17 protein-coding genes are annotated in these 18,590 nt (G+C 66.0%); 4 read left to right on the forward strand and 13 right to left on the reverse strand.

The genetic code is table 11. The features are described 5' to 3' along the window. Positions 1-542: 542 nt before the first annotated feature. The 12 genes from serA to FHP89_RS17520 all read right to left on the reverse strand — a co-directional run bounded on the left by serA (position 543) and on the right by FHP89_RS17520 (position 11,053). Positions 543-1,775, reverse strand: a complete 1,233-nt coding sequence (serA, locus tag FHP89_RS17465) for a phosphoglycerate dehydrogenase (RefSeq protein WP_144174161.1) — start codon at positions 1,773-1,775, stop codon at positions 543-545. Between the two features lie 230 nt (positions 1,776-2,005). Then, positions 2,006-2,575, reverse strand: coding sequence for a putative Fe-S cluster assembly protein SufT (gene sufT / locus FHP89_RS17470; protein WP_144174159.1), 570 nt, complete (start codon positions 2,573-2,575; stop codon positions 2,006-2,008). A gap of 10 nt (positions 2,576-2,585) precedes the next feature. After that, on the reverse strand, positions 2,586-3,038 hold the full coding sequence (gene sufU, locus FHP89_RS17475) for a Fe-S cluster assembly sulfur transfer protein SufU (RefSeq protein WP_186300202.1): 453 nt from the start codon (positions 3,036-3,038) through the stop codon (positions 2,586-2,588). Then, complete coding sequence (locus tag FHP89_RS17480; protein WP_186300201.1) at positions 3,035-4,300, reverse strand: cysteine desulfurase; 1,266 nt, start codon at positions 4,298-4,300, stop codon at positions 3,035-3,037. Before FHP89_RS17480 ends, sufU begins: the two co-directional genes overlap by 4 nt. After that, positions 4,297-5,607, reverse strand: a complete 1,311-nt coding sequence (sufD, locus tag FHP89_RS17485) for a Fe-S cluster assembly protein SufD (protein WP_144174156.1) — start codon at positions 5,605-5,607, stop codon at positions 4,297-4,299. The genes FHP89_RS17480 and sufD overlap by 4 nt, the downstream gene beginning before the upstream one ends. Then, positions 5,604-6,389: a Fe-S cluster assembly ATPase SufC gene (gene sufC / locus FHP89_RS17490; RefSeq protein ID WP_144174154.1), complete on the reverse strand. Its 786-nt coding sequence runs from the start codon at positions 6,387-6,389 to the stop codon at positions 5,604-5,606. Before sufC ends, sufD begins: the two co-directional genes overlap by 4 nt. Before the next feature lie 58 nt (positions 6,390-6,447). After that, on the reverse strand, positions 6,448-7,899 hold the full coding sequence (gene sufB / locus FHP89_RS17495; protein ID WP_144174152.1) for a Fe-S cluster assembly protein SufB: 1,452 nt from the start codon (positions 7,897-7,899) through the stop codon (positions 6,448-6,450). 16 nt (positions 7,900-7,915) lie between these two features. Then, a complete protein-coding gene (locus FHP89_RS17500) occupies positions 7,916-8,386 on the reverse strand; it encodes an SUF system Fe-S cluster assembly regulator (RefSeq protein WP_144174149.1) in 471 nt (156 codons plus the stop codon). Continuing rightward, positions 8,374-8,568 carry a hypothetical protein gene (locus FHP89_RS17505; protein WP_144174147.1) on the reverse strand — a complete coding sequence of 65 codons (195 nt, stop codon included), beginning with the start codon at positions 8,566-8,568 and terminating at the stop codon, positions 8,374-8,376. The genes FHP89_RS17500 and FHP89_RS17505 overlap by 13 nt, the downstream gene beginning before the upstream one ends. Before the next feature lie 141 nt (positions 8,569-8,709). Beyond that, a complete protein-coding gene (locus FHP89_RS17510) occupies positions 8,710-10,083 on the reverse strand; it encodes a sensor histidine kinase (protein ID WP_144174145.1) in 1,374 nt (457 codons plus the stop codon). Further along, positions 10,080-10,742: a response regulator transcription factor gene (locus tag FHP89_RS17515; protein ID WP_144174143.1), complete on the reverse strand. Its 663-nt coding sequence runs from the start codon at positions 10,740-10,742 to the stop codon at positions 10,080-10,082. Before FHP89_RS17515 ends, FHP89_RS17510 begins: the two co-directional genes overlap by 4 nt. Next, positions 10,742-11,053, reverse strand: a complete 312-nt coding sequence (locus tag FHP89_RS17520; protein WP_222105435.1) for a PepSY domain-containing protein — start codon at positions 11,051-11,053, stop codon at positions 10,742-10,744. Before FHP89_RS17520 ends, FHP89_RS17515 begins: the two co-directional genes overlap by 1 nt. Positions 11,054-11,195: 142 nt before the next feature. Between FHP89_RS17520 and FHP89_RS17525 the strand changes: the two genes are divergently transcribed. The 3 genes from FHP89_RS17525 to FHP89_RS17535 all read left to right on the forward strand — a co-directional run bounded on the left by FHP89_RS17525 (position 11,196) and on the right by FHP89_RS17535 (position 13,585). Then, entirely contained in the window at positions 11,196-11,618 is a 423-nt protein-coding gene (locus FHP89_RS17525; RefSeq protein ID WP_186300200.1) for a DUF1924 domain-containing protein, read from the forward strand. A gap of 16 nt (positions 11,619-11,634) precedes the next feature. Continuing rightward, the gene (locus tag FHP89_RS17530; protein WP_144174139.1) at positions 11,635-12,129 is read left to right on the forward strand and encodes a diheme cytochrome c; all 495 of its coding nucleotides are present in this window, start codon (positions 11,635-11,637) and stop codon (positions 12,127-12,129) included. 160 nt (positions 12,130-12,289) lie between these two features. Further along, complete coding sequence (locus FHP89_RS17535) at positions 12,290-13,585, forward strand: ferredoxin reductase family protein (RefSeq protein WP_144174137.1); 1,296 nt, start codon at positions 12,290-12,292, stop codon at positions 13,583-13,585. Between the two features lie 352 nt (positions 13,586-13,937). Here FHP89_RS17535 and FHP89_RS17540 read toward each other — a convergent pair whose 3' ends face one another. Then, positions 13,938-14,843: a LysR family transcriptional regulator gene (locus FHP89_RS17540; protein WP_144174130.1), complete on the reverse strand. Its 906-nt coding sequence runs from the start codon at positions 14,841-14,843 to the stop codon at positions 13,938-13,940. Between the two features lie 106 nt (positions 14,844-14,949). Between FHP89_RS17540 and FHP89_RS17545 the strand changes: the two genes are divergently transcribed. After that, positions 14,950-18,543 (forward strand): indolepyruvate ferredoxin oxidoreductase family protein, encoded by a 3,594-nt coding sequence (locus FHP89_RS17545; protein ID WP_144174121.1) that lies wholly within the window; start codon positions 14,950-14,952, stop codon positions 18,541-18,543. Positions 18,544-18,590 lie beyond the last annotated feature (47 nt).

Consider the following 18,590-nt stretch of genomic DNA (forward strand, 5'->3'; position numbering starts at 1 on the left):
CTCAGTCCTTGCTCCCGGACCATCTGGGCCACCTGCAGCTTGAACGCTGCATCGAATGTCCTGCGTTTGCGGTTCATCAGTTTCTCCTCTCAGGATGGATCATCCACCTATCGAGGTGTCCGAGGAAATTGGACCACTACAATAGTCCAACCACGGCAACCCCCGTGATTTGGAAGATCAGCTCCTGCTGCCCAAGGACAAATGGCCAGATCGCGCGCAGTGTATCCATAACTTTCCTAAAACCTATAAGTAGACCTCCTGATCGACGAAAAACACCGCATCACAGCGCCGCAATCGTCACTCGGGAGATCGAAATATCTATTAAAAATCAACGATCCAGTCAGTTGTGGACCCTCCTAAAACCAAGTGGCAATTGCGTCACTTTGGTGGGCGGACGAGAGGGCTGCGTTGTTGCAATACTCGTCGCGGATCGTCATATCCGACAGGAATTAAACCCGAGCCCCCCGTAAACGGCAAGCGCCACCCCCAAGGGATGTCTACATCCCCCATGGGTGGCGCACCCAGCCAAAGAGACTAACCGCTTACCGCACCAGCGTCCGGCACCTCAAGGTCCCCTCAATCCCCCGCAGCCGCTTCAAATCCTCCGCCGTCAGCGCGGCATCGATATCAATCGCCGCATACCCCAGCTCTGGCCCGGTTTGCAGGTATTGCGCGGCGATGTTGATGCCGGCGGCGGAGAAGATGTCGTTGATTTTGGCGAGGACGCCGGGGACGTTGCGGTGGATGTGGAGGATGCGGGTGGCGCCGTGTTGGACGGGGAGGGAGAGCTCGGGGAAGTTGACGGCCATGAGCACGGAGCCGTTCTGGCCGTAGCGCATGAGGTGGGTGGCGACTTCGGTGCCGATGTTTTCTTGGGCTTCGAGAGTGGAGCCGCCGATGTGGGGGGTGAGGATGACGTTATCGAAGCGGGTGAGGGGCGAGGTGAAGCTGTCGCTGTTGCCGCCGGGCTCTTGCGGGAAGACGTCGATGGCGGCGCCGCGCAGGTGGCCGCTGGCCAGCGCCTGGGCGAGGGCGTCGATGTCGACGACGGTGCCGCGCGAGGCGTTGATGAGGTGGCTGCCGGGTTTCATCTGCGCGAGGCGTTTGGCGTTGATGAGGTTTTGGGTGGCGGGGGTTTGGGGCACATGCAGGCTGACGACGTCGGCCTGGGCGAGCAGGGTGTCGAGCGTTGGGACGGCGTGGGCGTTGCCGAGCGCGAGGCGGCTTTCGATGTCGTGGTAGAGCACGCGCATGCCGAGTTGTTCGGCGAGGATGCCGATCTGGGTGCCGATGTGACCGTAGCCGATGATGCCGAGGGTTTTGCCGCGCGCTTCGTGCGAGCCGGTGGCGTGTTTCATCCAGCCGCCGCGGTGCTGGGCGGCGTTTTTTTCGGGGATGCCGCGCAGCAGCATGATGATTTCGGCGAGCACCAGCTCGGCGACGCTGCGGGTGTTGGAGAAGGGGGCGTTGAACACCGGGATGCCGCGCCGGGCGGCGGCGGCGAGGTCGACCTGGTTGGTGCCGATGCAGAAGCAGCCGATGGCGAGCAGGTGCGGGGCTTTGTCGAGCACGGCGTCGGTCAGGTGGGTGCGCGAGCGAATGCCGATGAAGTGGGCCTTGGCGATGGCGGCGGTGAGCGCGTCGCCCGAGAGGGCGGTGGCGTGCTGCTCGACATGGGTGTAGCCGTGGTTTTCGAACACGTCTACGGCCGAGGCGTGGATGCCTTCGAGCAGGACGCAGCGCAGGGTGTCGGGGTGGAAGGCTTCGTCGATCATGGTGCGTGCTCCGGTGGTGTTGTCGGGCGATAGCGTGATGCGGTGTGGGTCACATGGTCGTAGGGTGGGCAGCTTGTCTGCCCACCAGGGGTGCGCCAAACGTGGGATGTTTGGTGGGCAGCGGAGCTGACCACCCTACGGTGGTGGCCAACCAGCGAAGCCCCGAACGAGCGATGCCTGGTGGGCAGCGGAGCTGACGACCCTACGGTGGGTGCGGCGGCGCCCTGTGTTTAAAACATGCCCATTTCAAGTCGGGCGGCGTCGCTCATCATTTCGCGGGACCAGGGTGGGTCCCACACCAGATTGACTTCGGCCTCTTTGACGCCGGGGATGTCGAGCAGCTTGGCGTGGGCTTCGTCGGCGATGACGGTGCCCATGCCGCAGCCGGGCGCGGTGAGTGTCATGTTGACGGTGAGGCGGTAGGTGTCTGGCGCGATCATCTCGGCGGTGCAGGCGTAGACCAGGCCGAGATTGACGATGTCGATCGGGATCTCGGGGTCGAAGCAGGTGCCCAGCTGCGTCCACGCAGCTTGCTCGATGCTGTCGATGCTGCGCTCGCCGGTGTCGGCGGGCGGCGGGGTGGCCGGCAATTGCGGCTCGAGGCCGAGGGCGTCGGCGTTGCGTTCGTCGATGCGATACAGGTTGCCGCCGCACATGACGGTAATCGAGCCGCCGAGGCGCTGGGTGATGAGTGCGAAGTTGCCGACTTCCAGCGTTTCGGGGTTACCCCAGGGCACGCTGACTGCGGCGCAGTCGCGCAGCAGGGTGCGGGAGTCGGTTTCGCCGTAGGCGTCGCCCATGATGCGTTCCTTATTCCGTGTGCGCCGGGGTGTGATCCCCGATCAGCGCGTTGTGCAGGGTGTGCCAGGCCAGCGTGGCGCATTTGACCCGGGCGGGGAATTCACGCACGCCAGTGAGCACGGCGAGCTTGCCGAAGTCGCGCTCGGGCGGGGTGTCGGTGAGCAGGGCGTGGAAGTCTTTGAACAGCGCTTCGACCTCGGCCACCGTCTTGCCTTTGACCGCTTCGGTCATGAGCGAGGCGGAGGCGGTGGAGATGGCGCAGCCGTGGCCGACAAAGCTCACGTCTTCGATCACATCATTATTGATGCGCAAATACACCGTGAGCTGGTCGCCGCACAGCGGGTTGTGGCCGTCGGCGTGGTGATCGGCCTCGGGCATGTCATGAAAGTTACGCGGCTGGCGGTTGTGATCGAAGATCACCTCCTGGTAGAGCTCGCGCAGGTTGCCGTCCATGGCGCTCATGCGGGTTTCCTCGTGCCGAACAGGGTTTGCGCCTTGTCGATGGCGCTGACCAGCGCGGCTATGTCAGTTTCATTGTTATAGACGGCCAGCGAGGCGCGTGCTGTGCCGGGGATGCCGAAGCGGGTCATCAGCGGCATGGCGCAGTGGTGGCCGGCGCGGATGGCGACGCCTTCGCTGTCCAGAATGGTGCCCAGGTCGTGCGGGTGGATGTGCTCGATCATGAAGGACAGAATGCCCGCCTTGTGAGCCGCGGTGCCCACCATGCGCAGGCCGGGGATGGCGCTGAGCGCGGCGGTGGCGTGCGCGAGCAGGGCGTGCTCATGCGCCACGATGCGGTCCATGCCGAGCGCTTGCACATAGTCGATGGCGGCCGCCAGCGCGACGGCGCCGGCGATGTTGGGCGTGCCGGCCTCGAAGCGTTGCGGCGCTTCGGCGTAGGTGCTGCGCTCGAAGCTGACGGTGCGGATCATGTCGCCGCCGCCTTGCCACGGCGGCATGTCGGCGAGCAGCTCGGCACGGCCGTAGAGCACGCCGATGCCGGTGGGGCCGTAGAGCTTGTGGCCCGAGAAAGCGTAAAAGTCGCAGCCCAGCGCCTGCATGTCGACCGCCTGGTGGGCCACGGCTTGCGCGCCGTCGACCAGCACCACGGCGCCGACCGCATGCGCGTGCTCAACCATCTCGGCCACCGGGTTGATGCTGCCCAGCGCGTTGGAGATATGCGTGATGGCGACCAGCCGGGTGCGCGGGCTCAGCAGCGCGTCGAAGCCATCGAGCTCCACCTCGCCAATTTCATTGACCGGCGCGACCTTGAGCACCGCGCCGGTCTGCTCGCACAGCATCTGCCAGGGCACGATGTTGGAGTGGTGCTCCAGCGTGGTGATGAGGATCTCGTCGCCAGCGGTGAGCTGCTTGCGCCCCCAGGTGTTGGCGACCAGATTGATGGCCTCGGTGGTGCCACGGGTGAAGATGATTTCATCTGCCCGCGCCGCGCCGATGAAGCGTTGCACCGTGGCGCGTGCGGCGTCGTACAGTTCGGTGGCGTGTTGCGACAGCCAGTGCACGCCGCGGTGGATGTTGGCATTCGACTCGCGATAAAAGCGTGCCTCGGCCTCGATCACCGCCGTGGGCTTTTGCGTGGTGGCGCCGTTGTCGAGATAAGCCAGGCGGCGGCCGTGCACCGGGCGGGCGAGGATGGGAAAGTCGTCCGCCACCGGCAGCTCGGTGGCCGCCAGGGCGAGGCGCGGATCAGCGACGGTGTTCACAACAGTTCCTCCAGCAGTTCGCCCCCGGGCAGGCGCGCCATGAGCGCGGCGCGGGCTTGCTTGCGCAGCGGCAGCAGCGTGATGCGGTCGAGCGCTTCGGCCGCGAAGGCGTAGGTGAGCAGGCGGCGGGCGTGGGCGTCGTCGAGGCCGCGTGTCTGCAAATAGAACAGGCTGTCCTCGTCCATCTGCCCCACCGTGGCGCCGTGGGCGCATTTCACGTCGTCGGCGTAGATCTCGAGCTCGGGTCGGGCGTCGGCTTCGGCTGCGCGCGAGAGCAGCAGGTTGTCGCAGCGCTGCATGGCGTCGCTGCGCTGGGCATCTTTGGCGACGATGATGCGGCCGGTGAACACGCCACGCGAGTTGCCATCGAGCAGGCCACGGTAGAACTCGCGGCTGTTGCCGCGCGGCTGGGCGTGGTTGATGCTGGTGTGGTGGTCCACATGGCGCCGGCCGTCGAGGTGATACAGGCCATTGAGCAGCGCGTCGCAGCCTTCGCCGTCGAAGCGGGTGTGGATGTCGTTGCGCGCCAGCCGGGCACCGAAGGATAGCGAGTGCGAGGCAAACTGCGCGCCCCGCGCCTGAGTCGCGTCGATGCTGGCCAGGTGAATGGCGGGCTCGGCTTCTTGCTGCAGCTTGAGGTGGGTGATGCGCGCGTCGGCGTCCACCTGCAGCCGGGTGGCGGCGGTGGTGAGCGTGGTGGCGTCGCCTTCGCCCAGATAGTGCTCGACGATGGTCGCTTCGCTGTTGGCCTCGGCGACGATCAGGTTGCGCAGGTGCTGGCTGGCGTCGGTGCTGCCGGCGATGAACACCAGGTGCACCGGGGCCTCCAGCGCCACGCCGCGCGGCAGGCGCAGCCAGGCGCCGTCAGTCGCCAGTGCGAGGTTGAGCGCGGCCGGGCTGTCGCCGTCTGTGGCGCTGCCGAAGGCGGCTTGCACTGCCTCGGGGTGCTGCTCCAGCGCGTCGGCCAGGCTGGTCAGTTGCACGCCGGCGGGCAGGGCGCCGATGTCGGACAGTTCCGTATTGAACCGCCCACCGACAAACACCAGCCAGTGGCCGGCGTCGTCGCCACGCAGGCGGGCGAGGGCGGCCGCGGCGTCGGGCGCGACGGTGTTGGCGGCGAAGTCTTGCTGGTCCATGAAGGCCAGCGAGGTGTGCTGCCAGCGCGGGTGGCGACGGGTGGGCCAGCCTTCGTCGGCGAAGCGGTACAGCGCCTCGCGGCGCAGCGCGGCGAGCCAGGGCAGGCCGGCACCTGGCTGCACGGCCGCGCCGGCGTGGAAGGCAGACACCCAGGTGTCGACAGCGCTCATTGGGCACCTCCCGCGGCCGGCGGGGCGGCGTGAATCTCGCCCGCGTCGCCGATCCAGCCATAGCCTTTTTCTTCCAGTTCAAGCGCCAGCTCGCGGCCGCCGGAGCGCACGATGCGCCCTTGCGAGAGCACATGCACATGGTCGGGCACGATGTAGTCGAGCAGGCGCTGGTAGTGGGTGATGACGATCAGCGCGCGATCGGGCGAGCGCAGGCGGTTGACGCCGTCGGCCACCACCTTGAGCGCGTCGATATCGAGGCCGGAGTCGGTCTCGTCGAGGATCGCCAGGCGCGGTTCGAGCAGCGCCATCTGCAGCACTTCGTTGCGTTTTTTCTCGCCGCCGGAGAAGCCTTCGTTCACCGCGCGGTAGAGGAATTCTTCTTTCATGCCGACCGATTTCATCTCGGCCTTGACGCGGGTGAGGAAGTCCATGGCGTCGAACTCGGGCAGGCCGCGGTGTTTGCGCACGGCATTGACCGCCGCCTTGAGGAAGTAAGCGTTCGACACGCCGGGGATCTCGACCGGGTACTGGAAGGCGAGGAACAGGCCAGCGCGGGCGCGCTCTTCGATGGGCATGGCGAGCAGGTCCTGGCCGTCCCAGGTGACCGAGCCGCCGTCCACCTGGAAGGTGTCGCGGCCGGCCAGCACTTGTGACAGCGTGCTCTTGCCCGAGCCGTTGGGGCCCATGATGGCGTGCACTTCGCCGGCCTTCACTTGCAGGTCGAGGCCTTTGAGGATGTCTTTGCCTTCAACCGAGGCTTTGAGGTTTTTGATATCGAGCATGCGTGATTCTCCTGAGTTTGCTTTGACGGGACGTGCTGCGGTGCTTGCGTCCCGATCCTTATCCGATGCTGCCTTCGAGGCTGACGCCGAGCAGCTTTTGCGCCTCGACGGCGAATTCCATGGGCAGTTCCTTGAACACCTCGCGGCAGAAACCATTGACGATCATCGACACCGCGTCTTCGGCGGTGAGGCCGCGCTGCATGGCGTAGAAGAGCTGGTCTTCGCCGATGCGCGAGGTCGTGGCTTCGTGCTCGACATGCGCCGTGGGGTTGCGCGCCTCGATGGTCGGGAAGGTGTGGGCCGCGCACTGGTCGCCAATGAGCAGCGAGTCGCACTGCGTGTAGTTGCGTGCGCCCTCGGCTTTGGGGGCGATGCGCACCAGCCCGCGGAAGGTGTTGCTGCCGCGGCCAGCCGAGATGCCTTTCGACAAAATCGTGCTCTTGGTGTTGCGACCCATGTGGATCATCTTGGTGCCGGTGTCGGCCTGCTGGCGGTGGTTGGAGAGCGCCACGGAGTGGAAGTCGCCCACCGAGTCGTCGCCGCGCAGGATCACGCTGGGGTATTTCCAGGTGATCGCGGAGCCGGTTTCGACCTGCGTCCAGGAGATGTGCGAGCGGGCGCCGCGACAGTCGCCGCGCTTGGTGACGAAGTTGTAGATGCCGCCGATGCCGTCCTTGTCGCCGGGGTACCAGTTCTGCACCGTTGAATATTTGATCTTGGCGTCGTCCAGCGCGATCAGCTCCACCACGGCGGCGTGGAGTTGATTTTCGTCACGCATCGGCGCCGTACAGCCTTCGAGGTAGCTGACCGAGGCGCCTTCTTCGGCGATGATCAGCGTGCGCTCGAACTGCCCGGTGTCGCGGGCGTTGATGCGGAAGTAGGTGGACAACTCCATCGGGCACTTGACGCCCTTCGGGATGAACACGAAGGAGCCGTCCGAGAACACCGCCGAGTTGAGCGCGGCATAGAAGTTGTCGCTCGGCGGCACCACGGTGCCGAGGTACTGGCGGATCAGCTCGGGGTGAGTTTTGACCGCCTCCGAGAACGAACAGAAGATGATGCCGTGCTCGCCCAGTTCCTTCTTGAAGGTGGTGGCCACCGACACCGAGTCGAACACCGCATCGACCGCCACACCGGCGAGGCGGGCGCGCTCGTGCAGCGGCACGCCGAGCTTTTCGAAGGTTTTGAGCAGCTCGGGGTCGACCTCGTCGAGGCTCTTCGGGCCGTCTTTTTTCTTGGGCGCGGAGTAGTAGACGATGTCCTGGAAGTCGATGTCGGGGAAGTCGACCGCGGCCCATTTGGGGGCCGTCATGGTCAGCCAGCGACGATAGGCTTCGAGACGCCATTCGAGCAGGAACTCGGGCTCGCCTTTCTTGGCCGAGATCACGCGGATCACGTCTTCCGACAAGCCCTTGGGCAGGGTGTCTGCCTCGAGCAGGGTTTCGAAGCCGGCGGAGTATTCCTGATCGAGAAAGCTGTCGATCTTCCGGGCGGGGGTGGCGGTTTTCATGGAAGACATCTCCTGGTTACTGCGGTGTGCATTTGATGGCGGGGGTGGCGTGTCGCACCATGCGGGCCTCGGTGGCCAGCGGCAGGGGCTCCACCATGTCGGCGAGGCAGACGTCGTCGAGCACGCGGCGCACCACGGTGTTGATGCGCTGCCAGTTGGCACGGATGCGGCAATCGCCTTCGATGTCGCAGGTGCCGGCGGTGGCGCTGCACTCGGTGAGGCCAAAGGGCTGGTCTTCGAGTGCGTCGATGATCTGGGCGACGCTGATCTGCGTGGCGGGGCGCGCCAGGGCGTAGCCGCCGCGCGCGCCGCGCACGCTGCTGACCAGCTCGTGCCGGCCGAGCGCCTTGAGCACCTTGCTGATCGTCGGCGCGTTCAGATGCAGGATCTGGGTCAGCTCGGCGACGCTGAACAGGTGGTCCGGAAAGCCCGCCATGTGCGTGAGCACCAGCGTGCCGTAGTCGGTCAGTTTGCTTACGCGCAGCATGTCTGGTCCTCGTCGCCCATCGGGGTGAGCCGATGGCGGCCGTCGTTGGCCGGGGTCCGGGTGGGCTGAGCCTGGCGATGCGACGTGCCAAGCAAGGTGACGGTCAGCGCCGGCGTGGGGAGCAGCCCAAAGTAGTGGGCCGAATCGGTAAGCAGGCGAAGGATGGCCGGGGGGGTAATCATTGGGGCGGCTCCATGAGTGTTGTGGTTTTAAATAGAACTATATTGGTCCTATTTGAATGCGTCAAGTCTGCGCACCACTTTTTTGGTGAGTATCGTCGGGCTGAAACCCTTTGGGCAGTAGGGACTCCCGACGGGGCCGGGCTAGGCGGCGGGCAGTTGCAGCGTGGCGCGCAGGCCGCCGAGCGGGGCGGTGTCGAGGCGCAGATCGCCGCCATACACGCGGGCCAGATCATGCGCGATGGCCAGCCCCAGGCCGGAGCCGGGGGTGTGCTCGTCGGCGCGCACGCCGCGCGCCAGCACGGCGGTGCGTTGCGCCTCGCTGAGGCCGGGGCCGTCGTCGTCGATGTGCACGGTGATCAGACCGTCGCTGAGGGTGGCGCTGATGCTCACTTGGCTGCGAGCCCATTTGCAGGCGTTGTCGAGCAGGTTGCCGAGCATCTCCTGCAGGTCTTGCGTGTCGCCCCGGCAGGCCAGGGTGTCGGCCACGTCGGTCAGCGCAATGTGCAGATTGCGTTCGGCATGCAGGCGGCTCATGACCCGGATGAGGCCGTCGAGCACCGGGCGCAGCGGGGTCTTGAGGCCGGCTTGCTGCACCGCCGCCGCGGCGCGGGCGCGGGCGAGGGCGAGGTGGTAGTCGACCTGGCGGCGGGCGTCGCCAACCTGCTCGTCGACCAGGCGGGCGAGGTCGCTGCTGTCGTTGCGGGCGGCGTTGGCGAGGATGGCGAGCGGCGTCTTGACCGCGTGGGCGAGGTTGCCGGCCTGGGTGCGGGCGCGCTCGACCGTGGCTTCGTTGTGCGCGAGCAGGGTGTTGAGTTCGTCGACCAGCGGCTGCACCTCCTGCGGGTAGTCGCCTTCGAGCCGGCGGGCGTGGCCGTCGCGCACCGCGCCGAGGGCGTCACGCATGCGCCCCAGCGGGGCGAGGCCGACGCCGACCTGCAGCACCGCCGCCGCGGCCAGGCCGAGGGCGAGCACGCCGAGCGCGATGGCCAGCAAGGTGGCGAAGTCTTCGACCGGCTCGTCGATCTGGCGGGTGTCGATGGCGACGATCAGGCGGTAGGCGGTGTCGGGTAACTCGGCGGGGCGAATCAGGCGTTCCATCATGCGCAGTTGGCTGGCGTCGGGGCCGTCGACCTGGTGTACATGCACTTCTCCGTCGGCGAGGGCGTCGGGCGGCACGGCCAGCGCGGTGTCCCACAGCGAGCGTGAGCGCAGCAGGCCGATGGCGCCGGTCGGGCCGCCGTCGACCTGCCAGTAGAGGCCGGCGTAGGGCCGGCTCAGGCGCGGGTCGGAGAGCGGCAGGCGCAGCGTGGCGCTGCCGTCGGGGGCGACGTCGAGCACCGCGGTGAGCTGATCGAGATGGCCGTTCAGCTCGGCGTCGACGCGCTCGCGCACATGCTGGCCGAACAGATCGGCGAGCAGAAAGCCGGTGATCGCCACGGCGGCGACAATCCACACCAGCGAACCGGCGAGCAGGCGCAGGCGCAGCGAGCGGTGCATGGCCGCTCGTGTGCTCATGTCGGTGCGACCAGCCGGTAGCCGAGGCCGCGCACGGTTTCGATCATGCCCTCGGGCAGTTTCTTGCGCAGCCGGCCGACGAAGACTTCGATGGTGTTGGAGTCGCGGTCGAAGTCTTGCGCGTAGAGGTGTTCGGTCAGTTCGGTGCGCGAAATCACCTTGCCGGGGTGGTGCATGAAGTAGCTCAGCACCCGGTATTCATGGCTGGTCAGCGAGACCGGCTGGCCGTCACGGGTGAGCTGGCTGTTGCGGGTGTCGAGGCACAGCGGGCCGCAGTTGAGCAGGGCGCTGGCGTGGCCGCCGGCGCGGCGGATGAGGGCGCGCAGGCGGGCCAGCAGCTCGGCCATGTGGAAGGGCTTGGTGAGGTAGTCGTCGGCGCCGGCGTCGATGCCGGCCACCTTCTGGTGCCAGTCGTCGCGGGCGGTGAGGATCAGCACAGGCATGCTGCGACCGGCGTTGCGCCATTTGCCGAGCACGGTGAGCCCGTCCATTTGCGGCAGGCCGAGGTCGAGCACCACGGCGTCGAAGGGCTCGGTGTCGCCGAGGTAGTGCGCGTCGAGGCCGTTGTCGGCGCGGTCGACCGCGTAGCCGGCATCGGTCAGCGCGTCAGCCAGTTGCTGGGCGAGGGTGGGTTCGTCTTCGACAACCAGAATGCGCATCAGTGGTCCTCCCGTTCACGTTGCTTGCCGCGCGCTTTGAGGATGCGCGCGTCGGTGGCGTCCACCTCAAGCTTGAGCAGGCGCCCGCCGGGTTGCACCAGCTTGATCTCGTAGATCCAGCGATCGTCCTCGTCTTCGAGTTCCACCTCGACCACCCGGCCGGGGTAGTCCTGCGCCACCCGTTCAAGGATGGCCGGCAGCGGCATCACCTGGCCGGCGTCGCGCGCACGGCGGGCGCGGTCGTGGTCGCTATCGGCCAGGCCGGGGGCGATCAGGGTGGTACTCAGCAGCAGGGCAAGCAGCCAGCGCATGGCGTGTCTCCGTCTCTTCATGCCTATTTTCTACCCTGATGAAGCTGAACGGGGGGTGAACAGCGGTTTCAGGATGGGTTCAGGCCCGGCTGCGCACACTGCGAACCATGATGAATGCTGGCCATGCCGAGTGGAGAAGATGATGCAGATACGACCCCGATTCTTGTTTCTGGCCGCGCTGACAATGATGTCGGCCGCGCAGGCCGCGCAGGCCGCGCCGCGAGACGACATTCTCGCCGGCTATGCCGCGCAGGCCAAAGCCGCGGACGCCGCGTTTGCCGGATTTTCGGCGGCGCGTGGCGAGGCGCTGCACCGCGACCGCCACAGCGGCGGCAAGCCGGACTCGCCGAGTTGCACCAGCTGCCATGGCGAGAACACGCGCGCTGCCGGCCGCACGCCGGTCGGCAAGGCCATCGAGCCGGTGGCGGTGTCGGTCGCGCCGACGCGCTACACCGACGCGGCCAAGGTCGAGAAGTGGTTTCGGCGCAACTGCCGCGAGGTGCTGGGCCGCGAATGCACGCCCCGCGAAAAGGGCGACTGGCTCGCCTTCATGACCACCCAATAAGTTCAGGAGACAGACCATGACCACCCTCATCCGATCGATCGCCGTAGGCGCCGCCTTGTTCGCCGCGGGCGCCGTGATGCTGGAGCGCGCCCGTGCCGGCAGCGATGAATTCTTCCCGCCGGTGACCGACCCGCTCACCCGCCAGGAGTGTGGCAGCTGCCACATGGCTTTTCCGCCCGGGCTGCTGCCGGCGCGCTCGTGGCAGAAGATGATGGGCGAGCTGGATAACCACTTTGGCGAAGACGCCAGCGTGGATGCGGCCACCGCCAAACAGATCACCACCTATCTGGTCGCACATGCTGCCGATAGCACCGGCTATGGCGATATGCGTCGCTGGCTGCGCGGCGTGCCGGCCTCGGCCGCGCCGCAGCGCATCACCGAATTGCCCAAATGGGTGCGCGAGCATCGCGAGGTGTCGCCGCGCGAGTGGACGCGCAAGGAGATCGCCAGCAAGGCCAACTGCGTGGCCTGCCATGTGGATGGCGAGCGCGGCTATTTCGAAGACGATTGAGACGTTGTGAATAAATCGACTACGCATGGCATCTCGGGATTGGGCGGTGCCCGCAAGGCTCATTTGCCTACATTTCGCTCGCTGCGCGCCGGCCGCCCCCGACCGGCCCGCGCACGCTACGAGTTCTCCACTATGTCGTGGCGGTAATGGGAGAAAAGTCATGAAAACCTTCCTCGCACTCTATGTCGCCGGCGTCGCGCTGATCTGGGCGCTGGCGGGCGGCGCACCGGATCAGTCCGGCGGCGGCCTGCCGTGGATGCTGCGCCATCAGGCGCTGTACCTCACGGGCTTGTGGGCCTTCTCGCTGATGTCGCTGATCATGCTGCTGGCGACCCGCCCGGCCTGGCTTGAGCGCGCCTTCGGCGGACTCGACAAGATGTATCGCACCCACAAGTGGGCCGGCATCCTGGCGATCAGCTTTGCCGCGCTGCACTGGCTGGTGGAGATGTCCGACGATGTCATCAAGGCGCTGTGGGGCCGCGAAGGGCGCTTGTCCAAGGAGCACGGCGATGGAATCTTCGAGGCGCTGCGCGACATGGCCGAAGAACTCGGCGAATGGGCGATCTACGCCTTGCTGGCGATGTTGCTGCTGACGCTGTGGAAGCGCTTCCCCTTTCACCTGTGGCGCTATGCGCACAAGGCCATGCCGGTGCTGTATCTGATGCTGGTGATCCATGCCGCCTTTCTGGCGCCGGTGGCTTACTGGTCGCAACCGGTGGGCTGGCTGTTGGCGGCGATGGCGGCGGCCGGGTCGGTGGCGGCGCTGATGGCGCTGACCGGGCGCATCGGTCAGCGTCGGCGTCATGCCGGGACGGTGGCAGCGGTGAGCACGCCCGCCGCGGGGCTGACCGAGGTTGTCTGTCAGCTGCCGGATTGGCCGGGGCATCGCGCGGGGCAGTTCGTGTTTCTCAACTTCGACCGTTTCGAAGGCCCGCACCCCTTCACCATCGCTAGCGCCGATGCCGGCGACGGGCGGCTGCGCTTCGAGATCAAGGCGCTGGGCGACTATACCGAGACGCTGGCGAGGCGGGTACAGGTCGGGCAGGCGGTGACGGTGGAGGGGCCGTATGGTTGCTTCGATCATCGTCGTGCACGAACCGGTGCGCGGCAGATCTGGGTGGCTGCCGGCGTGGGCGTGACGCCTTTTCTGGCCTGGTTGGAATCCATGCAGGCGACGCCCGAGACAGTTCCCGCGGCCGACCTGTATTACTGCGTGCGCAACCGTGACACCGATCCCTTTGTGTCACGCGTGACGGCGCTGTGTGCCAACTTGCCGGCGGTGCGTTTGACCGTTGTCAGCACCGACCGCGAGGCGCCGCTGACGGCGGAGAACATGAAGGTGCGCGGCGCGGCCGATGTGTGGTTCTGTGGCCCCAAAGGCTTCGGCGCTGCCCTGCGCCAGGGCTTGAATCGCTGGCGGGTGCGCTTTCATCAGGAAGCCTTCGAGATGCGTTGAGCCGCTCGGGTTCCGTTGCCGCGGGCCAGCATCGGCGCCGTAGGGTGGGCGGCTTGCCGCCCACCATTCATTGGTTGTGCGGGGCACCGCTGGTGGGCAGGCAAGCTGCCCACCCTACGTCGGGAGCGCGTCATGTCGGGCTGTAGGGTGGTCAGCTTTGCTGACCACCAATCGTCGGTTGTTTGGGGTATCGCGGGTGGGCAGGCAAGCTGACCACCCTACGTCGGGATCGCGACTTGTAGGGCGGAGAAGCGAAGCGCATCCGCCGATCAACGCCCCGGGGTCGCACCGCTGGCGGATGCGCCTGTGGCTTATCCGCCCTACGGGAGATGCTCCGGTGCGCCAGCCGAACTCAGCTCCCGCAGGCCTGAATCAAAAATTGCCGCAGGGCTTCGGCCGGTTCGGAGAGCTTGGCGTCTTTGGGCCAGATCAGGCCGACTTCCATGTGCGGTACGGCGTCGAGAATCGGCCGGGCTTCGATCTTTTTGCCTTCGAGCGACCACGGGCGATAGACCATGTCGCTGAGGATGGTGACGCCAAAGCCGTGAGCGACCATGCCGCGGACAGCTTCCATGACACTGGTGCGGAAGGCCACGCGGGGCTCCAGGCCGTTGTCGATCCAGAAGCGGCGGTTGGCGTCTTCGCCGCCGTCGACGGTGAGCAAAATATAGGGCTGGGTGGCGATGTCGGCGAGCGAGGGGTAGGGCGTTTGCAGCACCGGATGGCCGGCGGCGGCCCACAGCTGGCGGCGTGAGCGCATCAAAACATGGTGGCCGAAGCGTTCGGGGTGCTCTACGTTGGAGAGTACGACCACGCCCAGTTCCAGCTTGCCGGATTCCACGGCGGCTTCGACTTCCAGCCGGCCCATGTCGTGCAGGTCGAGGTCGACTTCGGGATAGGTGGCGCGAAAACGCGAGAACAGCGGCGGCAGAAAGTAGCCGAGCACCGTGTAGGTGGCGGCGATACGGATGCTGCCGGTGAGGCTGTCGGCGCAGAAGCGCGGCTCGCGCAGGGCGTCTTGCACCGAGTCGAGGATGTTGCCGGCGTGCTGATAGAAGCGGTGGCCTTCGGCAGTGAGGACGACGCCGTGGGGCAGGCGGTCGAACAGTTTGACGCCGAGGCGTTCTTCGAGCAGCAAGATGGCATTGGTGATGGCCGACTGCGACACGAACATCTTGGCCGCGGCCATCGAGAACTGCCCGGTTTCGGCGGCGGCGGTGAAGTAGCGCAGCTGGCGGAGTGTGATTTCACTTGCCATTACTTTTATTGATACCTAAATAGAATTCTTGTGATTTTACGATAACGAGATCGTTTCCTATCATTCAGCGAAACAAGGCCAAACCACACAATGGAGGAGACGGTCTATGAACGCACCCCACAAGGATGCAGAAGCGGGCGCACTGCGCACAGTGACGTTGAACGACAAATATACGCTGCCCAGCGGTCGCGTCTATTTGAACGGAACCCAGGCGCTGGTGCGCCTGCCCATGTTGCAACGCGCACGCGACGAGCGCGCCGGATTGAACACCGCCGGTTTCGTGAGCGGTTACCGCGGTTCGCCGCTGGGTAACGTGGACCATGAGTTCTGGCGGGCGAAGAAATTCCTCGAGCCGAACCACATCAAGTTCCAGGCCGGCATCAACGAAGACCTCGCCGCCACCGCGGTGTGGGGCACCCAGCAGGTCAACCTCGACCCCAGCGCCAAGTACGACGGCGTGTTTGCCATGTGGTACGGCAAGGGCCCGGGCGTCGATCGCACCGGTGATGTGTTCCGCCATGCCAACGCAGCGGGGACGTCCAAATTTGGTGGTGTGCTGGCGATTGCCGGCGACGATCACGCAGCCAAGTCCTCGACCCTGCCGCACCAGACCGAGCATGTGTTCAAGGCATTGATGATGCCGGTGCTGGCCCCGGCCGACATCCAGGAATACCTGGACATGGGCATCCACGGTTTTGCCATGTCGCGTTACTCCGGCTGTTGGGTGGCCTTCAAGGCCCTGGCAGATACCGTCGAGACCTCGGCCTCGGTGAACGTCGACCCCTTCGCCGTCGAGACCATCATCCCGACCGATTTCCCGATCCCGGCCGACGGCCTCAACATCCGTTGGCCCGATCCCCCGCTGGTGCAGGAAAAGCGTCTGCTGCACCACAAGCTGTACGCCGCGCTGGCCTACTGCCGCGCCAACAAACTGAACAAGATCGTGATCGACAGCCCGACGCCGCGTCTGGGTATCGTCACCAGCGGCAAGAGCTATCTCGATGTGCGCCAGGCGCTGGAAGACCTGGGTATCGACGACGCCGTGGCCGCCAAGATCGGCCTGCGCCTGTACAAGGTCGGCATGGTCTGGCCGCTCGAAGCCGAAGGCGTGCGCGAGTTCGCCGAGGGGCTGGAAGAGATTCTGGTGATCGAGGAGAAGCGCCAGTTCCTCGAATACCAGATCAAGGAAGAACTTTACAACTGGAGCGAGTCGGCCCGCCCGCGCGTGATCGGCAAGTTCGACGAGAAAGGCGAATGGTCGCTGCCGCACAGCGAATGGCTGCTGCCGGCCGCCGGCGAGCTGACCCCGGCGATGATCGCCCGCGTCATCGCCGCGCGCATCGCACGCCACTACACCTCCGACCGCATCGCCGCGCGCCTGGCCTTCCTCGAAGCCAAGGAAGCCGCGCTGGCCAAGCCGAACCGCGCCATCGCCCGCATTCCGCACTATTGTTCGGGCTGCCCGCACAACTCGTCCACCAAGGTGCCTGAAGGCTCCAAGGCGCTGGCCGGTATTGGTTGCCACTACATGGCCACCTGGCTGTCGCCCGAGTCGACGCAGACCTTCTGCCAGATGGGCGGCGAGGGTGTGCCCTGGGTCGGTCAGGCCCCGTTCACCGACACCCGGCATGTGTTTGCCAACCTCGGTGACGGCACCTATATGCACTCCGGCCTGCTGGCGATCCGTCAGTCGATCGCCGCCGGGGTGAACATCACCTACAAGATCCTCTATAACGACGCGGTCGCCATGACCGGCGGTCAGCCGCACGACGGCCAGCTGAGCGTGCCGATCATCGCCCGTCAGATCGCCGCCGAAGGCATCCACAATCTGGTGGTGGTAACCGACGAGCCCGAGAAGTACGCCGGTGACGTCGGCCTGCCGGCGCATACCCCGATCCGTCATCGCGACGAACTCGATGCCGTGCAGCGCGAGTTGCGCGAAGTCTCCGGCACCAGCGCGATCATTTACGACCAGACCTGCGCCGCCGAAAAGCGTCGTCGTCGCAAGCGCGGCACCTTCCCGGACCCGGCCAAGCGCGTGGTCATCAACGACCTGGTCTGCGAAGGTTGCGGCGACTGCTCGGAGAAATCCAACTGCATGTCGGTGATGCCGGTCGAGACCGAATTCGGTCGCAAGCGCACCATCGACCAGTCCGCCTGCAACAAGGACTTCTCCTGCCTGAAGGGCTTCTGCCCGAGCTTTGTCACCATCGAAGGCGGCTCGCTCAAGAAAGGCAAGGCCGCCACGCCGACCGAGACCCTGTTCGCCAATCTGCCCGAGCCGACGCTGCCGGGTACCGCTGCACCGTGGGGCATGCTGATCACTGGCGTCGGCGGTACCGGCGTGGTGACCATCGGTGCGCTGCTCGGTATGGCCGCTCACCTCGAAGGCAAGGGCGTGTCGGTGCTCGACATGGCCGGTCTGGCCCAGAAGGGCGGCGCGGTGTTCTCGCATGTACGCATCGCCGACAAGCCCGAGTCGCTCTACGCAGCGCGAGTGGCCGCCGGCGAAGCCAATGCCGTGATCGGTTGCGATCTGGTGGTGGCCGCCTCCGACGATTCGATTGCCAAGATGCGCAGCGAGCACACCCGCGTGGTCATCAACAGCGACAAGAGCAACACCAGCGACTTCGTGCGCGGCTTTGCCGCTCAGGCACGCAGTGGCGACGTACAGAAAAATCCGGACCCGCAGTTCCCGCAAGACGGGATGGAAGCGCGCATCGCCGAGGCCGTCGGCGCGGACAAGGTAGACTTCCTGGATGCCTCGCGCCTGGCCACGGCGATCATGGGCGACGCGATTGCCACCAACCTGTTCATGCTCGGCTACGCCTGGCAGAAAGGCCTGGTGCCGCTGACCCGTGACGCGATCATTCGCGCCATCGAGATCAACGGCGCCGCGGTCAAGTCCAACATCACCGCCTTCCAGTGGGGCCGTGCGGCCGCGGTGGATATGGCCGTGGTGGCCAAAGCCGCCCAGCCGGCGCATGTGCCGGCGCACCACACGCTGTCGACCACGGTCGATCAGGTGATTGCGCGTCGCAAGGAGCAGCTCACCGCCTATCAGGACGCCGCCTACGCCGAACGCTACATGGCGCTGGTGAACACCGTGCGCAAGGCCGAAGAGGCCGTGTCGCCGGGCATCACCCTGCTGACCGAAGCCGTGGCACGTGGCTATTACAAGCTGCTGGCCTACAAGGACGAGTACGAAGTGGCCCGTCTGTACACCGACAGCGACTTCCTGCAGCGCGTCGAGGATCAGTTCGAAGGCGACTACAAGCTGGTCTTCCATCTGGCCCCGCCGCTGCTCGCCGACAAGGACGCCGCCACCGGTCACCTGAAGAAGCGTGCCTATGGCCCGTGGATGCTCAAGGCCATGCGTCTGATGGCCCGCTTCAAGCATCTGCGCGGTGGTGCCCTCGACCCCTTCGCCCGCAGCGCCGACCGCAAGCTGGATCGTGCCCTGATCACCGAGTACGAGGCGCTGATCGCCACCGTGCTGGCCGGCCTCAAGCCGGGCAACCATGAAGTGGCGGTCGAGCTGGCCAACCTGCCTGACCAGATGCGTGGCTTCGGCCATGTGCGTGAGCGCTATGTCGAGCACGCTCGCAATCAGCAAAAGACGCTGATGGCGCGCTTCGAAGGCAAGAGCACGCTGGGCGAAGCGAAAGTGATTCGTCATACTCCCAAGGCCAAAGCCTAAGTCGTTTAAAACCCGCAGCACGTCCGCCCAAGTCGCCACAAGAGACG

The organism is Denitromonas ohlonensis, from assembly GCF_007625205.1.
GTDB lineage: Bacteria > Pseudomonadota > Gammaproteobacteria > Burkholderiales > Rhodocyclaceae > Nitrogeniibacter > Nitrogeniibacter ohlonensis.